The sequence below is a fragment of the Paenibacillus sp. 01T431 genome, from assembly GCF_056398625.1.
Window position 1 is genome coordinate 309,849 of record NZ_JBFTPT010000012.1, and the last position, 6,803, is coordinate 316,651.

General features: G+C 42.5%; 8 protein-coding genes and 1 pseudogene. 7 read left to right on the forward strand and 2 right to left on the reverse strand.

What is annotated here, in order from left to right; translation table 11 throughout:
• Window positions 1-94 precede the first annotated feature (94 nt).
• Window positions 95-985, forward strand: a complete 891-nt coding sequence (locus AC1DM9_RS22485; protein WP_441879479.1) for a glycoside hydrolase family 43 protein — start codon at window positions 95-97, stop codon at window positions 983-985.
• A 112-nt stretch (window positions 986-1,097) separates the two neighbouring features.
• The gene (locus AC1DM9_RS22490) at window positions 1,098-1,376 is read left to right on the forward strand and encodes a DUF2277 domain-containing protein (protein WP_076269556.1); all 279 of its coding nucleotides are present in this window, start codon (window positions 1,098-1,100) and stop codon (window positions 1,374-1,376) included.
• A 95-nt stretch (window positions 1,377-1,471) separates the two neighbouring features.
• Here the strand turns inward: AC1DM9_RS22490 and AC1DM9_RS22495 are convergent, their stop codons facing one another.
• A complete protein-coding gene (locus AC1DM9_RS22495) occupies window positions 1,472-2,347 on the reverse strand; it encodes an arylamine N-acetyltransferase family protein (protein ID WP_477582312.1) in 876 nt (291 codons plus the stop codon).
• A 205-nt stretch (window positions 2,348-2,552) separates the two neighbouring features.
• On the opposite strand from AC1DM9_RS22495, the gene AC1DM9_RS22500 reads away from it, so the two are divergent.
• Genes AC1DM9_RS22500 through AC1DM9_RS22510 form a run of 3 tightly spaced genes read left to right on the forward strand, consistent with a single transcriptional unit; the run spans window position 2,553 to window position 3,656 of the window.
• Window positions 2,553-2,777: a spore coat associated protein CotJA gene (locus tag AC1DM9_RS22500; protein ID WP_076269558.1), complete on the forward strand. Its 225-nt coding sequence runs from the start codon at window positions 2,553-2,555 to the stop codon at window positions 2,775-2,777.
• A gap of 2 nt (window positions 2,778-2,779) precedes the next feature.
• A complete protein-coding gene (locus AC1DM9_RS22505) occupies window positions 2,780-3,043 on the forward strand; it encodes a spore coat protein CotJB (protein ID WP_144376813.1) in 264 nt (87 codons plus the stop codon).
• Between the two features lie 43 nt (window positions 3,044-3,086).
• A complete protein-coding gene (locus AC1DM9_RS22510; RefSeq protein ID WP_477582314.1) occupies window positions 3,087-3,656 on the forward strand; it encodes a manganese catalase family protein in 570 nt (189 codons plus the stop codon).
• A gap of 442 nt (window positions 3,657-4,098) precedes the next feature.
• On the opposite strand, the pseudogene AC1DM9_RS22515 reads toward AC1DM9_RS22510, so the two are convergent.
• Window positions 4,099-4,650, reverse strand: a pseudogene (locus AC1DM9_RS22515) (transposase); the annotation flags it as partial.
• Between AC1DM9_RS22515 and AC1DM9_RS22520 the strand changes: the two are divergent.
• Both AC1DM9_RS22520 and AC1DM9_RS22525 read left to right on the forward strand, forming a co-directional pair.
• Window positions 4,639-5,016 carry a manganese catalase family protein gene (locus AC1DM9_RS22520; protein WP_477582316.1) on the forward strand — a complete coding sequence of 126 codons (378 nt, stop codon included), beginning with the start codon at window positions 4,639-4,641 and terminating at the stop codon, window positions 5,014-5,016. The pseudogene AC1DM9_RS22515 and the gene AC1DM9_RS22520 sit on opposite strands and share 12 nt — an antisense overlap.
• Before the next feature lie 310 nt (window positions 5,017-5,326).
• Window positions 5,327-6,610, forward strand: coding sequence for a hypothetical protein (locus AC1DM9_RS22525; protein ID WP_477582318.1), 1,284 nt, complete (start codon window positions 5,327-5,329; stop codon window positions 6,608-6,610).
• Window positions 6,611-6,803: the final 193 nt, after the last annotated feature.

Here is a 6,803-nt window from a genome sequence, read left to right on the forward strand (position 1 = left end):
AAGTGGATAAGAAAGTTGAATTTAGGATAGAGACATAGGGTCTGCAATATTTTACAATATCGGTACTACAACACGAACAAGGAGCTGTTTTTCGATGAAAGGTATTAATAATCCGATAGTCCCAGGCTGGTATGCTGATCCTGAAGCGAGAACGTATGAAGGCAAGCATTGGATTTATGCTACCAGGTCCATTACGGAATATACGAAGCAATTGAATTTGGATGCGTTCAGCTCAAGCGACCTGATCCATTGGGAGAAGCATGAGAGCATTATTGAAATGTCAGACTTTCCATGGATGTGGAGAGCGGTTTGGGCACCTACAATTATCGAGAAACGAGGAAAATATTATTTGGTTTTTGCAACAAACGATATTCAAAGCAACGATGAGATCGGCGGTTTGGAGATAGCCGTATCTGACCGTCCTGAAGGACCATTCAGAGGATATCTGGGAAAACCGCTCATTGATCGATTCATTCATTCCGCTCAGCCGATTGATGCTCATTTGTTCAAGGATGATGATGGAACGATCTATTTATATTATGGCGGCTGGCGTCATTGCAACGTAGCGAAAATGAATGATGATATGACGGGGTTCATTCCACTTGAAAATGGTGAAACCTTTCTCTCCATTACGCCTGATGGTTATGTTGAAGGACCTTGTATGATAAAGAAGGATGGACTGTATTACCTCATGTGGTCGCAAGGTGACTGGGTGAACGGCTCTTATTGCGTTGCGTATGGCGTGAGTGAGAATCCTTTGGGTCCATTCGAGAATAAGGGCATCGTGCTTGAGCGACAAGAGCCTATTGCGGAAGGGCCAGGACATCATGGGTTCCTCCATTTGCCAGAGAGTAATGAATGGCTCATTGTTTATCATCGCCGTATTATTGGTGACCCTGAAGCGGGTAATCGCATGCTCTGTATAGATAAAATGATTATTGCTGACGGGGAAATAAAACCGATAGTTATGACAAATGCTTGGTAGTTGTTATCCCTTGAAAAGTTTCTATAGAAAAGCTATTATCGAAGTTAAAAGGCTTGTATTTGCATGGAACTAGAGCTTTCAGGCAAAATAAAATGCTGAAAGGAAGAGCATGATGTGCCGAAATATTAAAACGTTATTTAACTTCGATCCACCGGCAACAGAAGAGGAAGTAGCTGCCGCTTCACTCCAGTTTGTTCGAAAGCTATCGGGATATCAGTCACCATCGAAAGCCAATGAAGAAGCATTCAATGTTGCGATACAAGAGGTGGCTGCGGCAGCCCAGAAATTGCTCGACACGCTAGTTACCCAAGCTGAGCCGCGTGATCGAGAGGTCGAAATCGAGCGTGCCCGCGCAAGAAACGCCAAAAGATTCGGTACGGCGGAAGCTTAGCGGTTGGAGTTCTTATACCACTTATAGTCAAATGAACCTCAGACTTCTCTGAGGTTTATTTGATTAGGACAAGAAGATAGTAAAAGCCTTTTTTGTTATGATGATGAGGCTTTTGCTATTTTCCATTGTTCATGAGCAAGCTGTATTCTTTTCCATAGTTCATCCCGCTCTTGACGGCTGTAGTTGACGAGTTTCTCTTCAAAAACCTCGCCCAACACCTCGAGCCACTGGGATTGACTCACTAATTCCGTCTGCCTCACACCGTCAGTTCCTCGTTCATTCCAAATGCAGCCTCGGATTTCATTGCTTCCGCCAGCATGTCTATTTCTAATTAAAAACATATTGATCCATGGAGATTCTGCGGAGCGGCTGTAATGCTCATGCTTAGGCTCAAACTCTGTCATATCCGCCAAAACGGTAGAATCATAATCCACGCCAACAAATGACGCAGATGGATCATGCTCTAAGCGCCATCCATTTGGAACAACAAGAGATTCTGTTACTTTATAAATAAAAGGGTTTTGGTTATACGTTCCAGCAAGAAAAGGCAGCGGCTCAAAAGGCATATCGCCTAATCCAACATCAATAATCCATTTTTCTTCTTCTTTGTTTTCGTTCAACAAGTGAGCGGTTAGTCCAAGGTGAAACGAGTTGATACGAGGCTCGGCACCTAGTGGCTGTACGCCTGCCCGGTGGAATGAAACCTTGTAGCCTAATGAACGCAGAAGCTGGCTAAATGCGCCATTTAAATGAAAACAATATCCGCTTCTGCCATGGATAAGGAGCGGGACGGATTGATTGATGTGAATCCCTGTGGGCTTACCTGCAAAAACATCAATGGTTTGCCAAGAAAAAACTCTTACATGGGCTCTATGAAGCTCAAATAGAAATGCCTTGGTTGGCTCCTGAATTTCTGAGATGCCAAGTCTGCTTAAATAAACTTTTATTTCTTCTCTCGTCAACGGTTCCATAACGATTCACCTCTATTGCTCAAACATCGTTTTGAGCTTCTTTATTTTATTGCCTTTATCACATCCTAAACGAGAAAGAGCTAGAGAACAATGTAGAAATGCACAGACTGTACCGGTACAGCGTCATTCAATGAATGGTTAGTCATGATGACCAAGTCCTTATACATATACTTTTTTGAAGAGCATACCGAGAGGAGACATCTGCGTGAATAATCAGGTGCGTTATTATAAGCCGTTTATTAGCCCTTTAGATCCCTGCCCGCCTATAAAAGTAAAAAGCTTCAGCACGCCGCCTCAATTATTTATTACCTTTCAACCGCCCAATTTACCTCAGTTTTCACCTCATGAAGCATTGAGATATGGTACACTCTGGCCTATGTTGTATAGCCCATATGATCCGAAAAACGACAGACAGGAAGAAGGTGATTGACGGTGGCGATCATACTTGATGAAGAGTATTACAAGCTGCTGCATGATTTGCAGGCGGTAGATTTTGTACTCGTGGAGCTGAATTTATATTTGGATACTCATCCTACAGATTCCAATGCCATACATCAATACAATCAGTTCGCACAGCTAAGATTGCCTATCGTACAGCAGTATGAATCGAAGTACGGGCCTTTAAAGCATTTTGGCCAAAGCTTCTCCACCAACCCTTGGTCATGGAATGATACACCATGGCCGTGGCAGGTATAAATAGTGGATAGGGCGAGTAGGAAAACTAGAGGAGGCACCGTACATGTGGGTTTATGAGAAAAAACTGCAATATCCCGTTCGCGTAAGTAAATGCGATCCAATGATGGCTAAGTTTCTAATGGAGCAATATGGCGGTGCTGACGGTGAGCTTGCAGCAGCGCTTCGGTATTTAAACCAGAGGTACACGATTCCGGATAAAGTCATTGGATTGCTAACAGATATAGGCACTGAGGAATTTGCTCATTTGGAAATGATTGCTACAATGATATATAAATTGACAAAAGATGCAACACCGGATCAATTAAAAGCAGCTGGACTCGGCGCACATTATGTGGCTCATGACAGCGCCTTATTCTATGAGAATGCAGGCGGCGTACCGTTTACGGCTACCTATATTCAAGCGAAAGGCGATCCGATTGCGGATCTGTATGAGGATATTGCAGCGGAGGAGAAGGCAAGGGCGACGTATCAGTGGTTGATTGATATGACGGACGACGTGGATCTGCAGGACAGTTTGAAGTTTCTGCGGGAGCGTGAGATTATACATTCGCTGCGGTTTCGGGAAGCGGTTGAGATCCTTAAGGAAAAGCGGGATGAGAAGATATTTTATTAGAGGGAACCTCTCTGCAGGGTGCTGCGGGGAGGTTTTTTTGCTTACTTTTGTTATTAAACTCCCTTGGTACGATATGATTTTCTCGCGAATTCACGCTTATTCGGAGGATTTCGACCGGATGGTAAGGGATGAAGTACAAGAAGGGGAACTTCGTGTTAGACTTCGACAACATGAAGGCGCACGGGAATAGTGGGGGTATATATTCGCCCCATATACTTCCATTTACTGCACACATTCTCCACGCCACCCTTGGAGGCTTTCACTCCCATGTCTTAACGTGTCAATGCCCTCTCATTCCTTCGTTACACCTTTCCAAGGGGTGGAGGCCGGTCTTGCTAACGGTACGGGTCGGTGCCCTTTGGTTTAATACATCCGGTACTCCGTGCTTTCTTTGAAATCCTGCGAATAAGCCAAAACTCGTACAACGCAACGGGTTGTTTAGTTAAGCTGCTTGCAAGAGAGGTAATGTTTTATGTGGAATATAGGCTTGTCCGATACGAGCCATCCCAACGAGTATTCTGGTCAATTTACCGCATAGTTTCATAATGGACCTCATTTTCTTCATCTTCTTGACCTGCACATTGTGTTTATGCATCGCTTGAAACTCCGAATTGTTCATGACCAAACTCATAGTGGCCATGAAGAGGAAGCGTCGGAGGCGTGATCGTCCGCGTTTACTGATCTTCATTTGCCCCGTCCATTTGACTGAACTGGCTTCCGCGAGGTTGAGTCCGGCATGGCGCAGCAAAGCATTTCCATGAACAAATCCACTTAAATCCCCAGCCTCACCAAGAATACCAGCTAGTGAAATGACACTAATCCCCTTAACGGCGAGCATGGATTTTGCGAAGGGAATACGTTCTAATACGGATGAAATCTCCTTCTCCACAACCTCTAGCTGTTCGCAAGCAAGGTCATACTCAGCGAGCAATTGTTTCAAGTGGAGCTTGTAGTAATGCATGGCTGACTGAGACCCTACAGAATGGCTGGCCAACCTGCTGGACTAGGTGCTCATTATGTGGCTCACGACAGCGCATTGTTTTATGAGAGCGCAGATGGTGTACCCTTTACGGCTACCTATATTCAAGCCAAAGGTGATCCTATCGCTGATCTGTATGAGGATAAAGCTGCAGAAGAGAAGGCTAGAGCGACGTATCAATGGCTCATTGATTTGACAGATGACGTGGATCTGCAAGACAGTTTGGAGTTTTTGGTGAGCGTGAGATTGTGCATACGCTGCGGTTTCGGGAAGCGGTTGAGATCCTTAAAGAAAAGCGGGAAGAGAAGATATTTTATTAGGGTTGATTTGCCAAAGCCATATTGGTTTGAAAAGAAGAAACAAAAACAAGCTATAGAATAAAAGTAAATATTATTTTTGTCATTTTATTTACCAACCCCTTTAATTCATGCGGCTTATTAAGCACCCTTGGTACTTTGATTTTCTCACGAATGCTCGCTTATTCGCATGACCCGGATGGTATGGGGAGAAAGACAAGAAGGGGAACTCCGTGTTAGACTTCGGCAACATGAAGGTGCACGGGAATATTGAAAACCAGGAGACTGTATAGCGTTTGACACCATACATAGGAGGGCCTATATTTTTGGCACCCACAAAGTTACAATAAGAGGAAACAGTATTGTTGTAACTGGAGCTCAAAGGGAGAGAAAGTATGAAACTAGACTTTGAAAAATGGCTGGATGGGCAAGGAATGCCTGAAAAGGCTCGGGATTTTTTTAATGAAGCGATTATCTGCTTTAAGGTTTCTGCTTATCGGGGTGCATTCATGTTATCTTATCTTGGTTTTCAAACCATCATTCGTGAGCGATTGCTTTTATCCGATCCACCAGGTACTCATTTAATTCCTAATACATCGAGATGGGCAGTAATTACGGGTAAGTTGAGAGAGCCAACGGAATGGGATGCCGAGGTAAATCTCTTGATTTCAGATGACAATAGTAATTCAGAAAAAAATATTTTTATGATACATAAAGATGTCCGAAAAGAAGCCGTCTATTTTAAGGATAAGCGAAATGCTTGTGTTCATGGAAAAGATGACATTAGTTATACGCAAGTCGAATCGTTATGGATGTTTATTCGGAATCACTCGGGAAAATTTATGGTGAATAGTGGCATTGAAGGATTCATTCAGCAGGTTAAATTGCATTTCAATCCAAGAGAAAATGACCCGAATGCCCCTTTTGATGAACTACTTAGTAGAATGACAAGTGTTGTTCATGACGACCAATATCATGAACTTTTCAAAAGACTCTTTCAAGAGATTTCTTTAGAGTTTAATTCCAAAAGCTATAAAAATAATTTTTGGCATGAAATTGCGAATAACAAGGATGACAAGATTAGAGAGAATTTCTTGCAATATCTTAGAAATGATCTATACGATTTTGGAGATTTCGTTTTATGTTTTCCAGATACACTTCGCTTTTTCACGGACGATGAATCGACGCTCCGTAAGTTCTGGCACGATCGGTTGCATATGATGCATCTTTATAAAGATCATATTTCAAATCTATATCATATTCTGGACTGGCTTTTTGCAAACAAAAAAATTCCAGAGTCAGAATGGAATGATTTTTGGAAAAAGTGTATTCAACAAGGAACTTTGCAATGGTTAATTAATTACCGGCTTCCAGAAGAATTTATTGAACTCTTGCGTAAGTATGGCTTCTTTCAAACGTACAGAGAGGTTTTACTTCAAGCATCTGTAACTTTTAACAATCAGTTTTGGTATCGACAGGAGGATTTGCTGCCAATCTATTTATCTTATTCTGATTTAGACCCGGATTTTGTTGCTCATCTTAACAAGGCTTTAGGGAGTGTGTATTCTGGGACTTTTACGAAAAAAATATCCGAAGTATTCTACGTTAATGAGGAACGTATACGAAATGAATATCGCGCTACTTGCGAGCAACTAGGAATCAGAAGCTATTTTGATTAATTCTGTCGTATGGCTGCGTTTTGGTATATCCACAATTTGTTCAACTAAACATTCCTGTTGAGGCTAAGAAATAGTCTTTGTCAAAAAAGGAGCACCTCGGTATGATGGGTTTGTCGACAACACATCAAGGAGGCGCTCTTACTATGAAGTTTAAGCAATCAGACGCACAAAATCAACGGATTGAACAAATTAC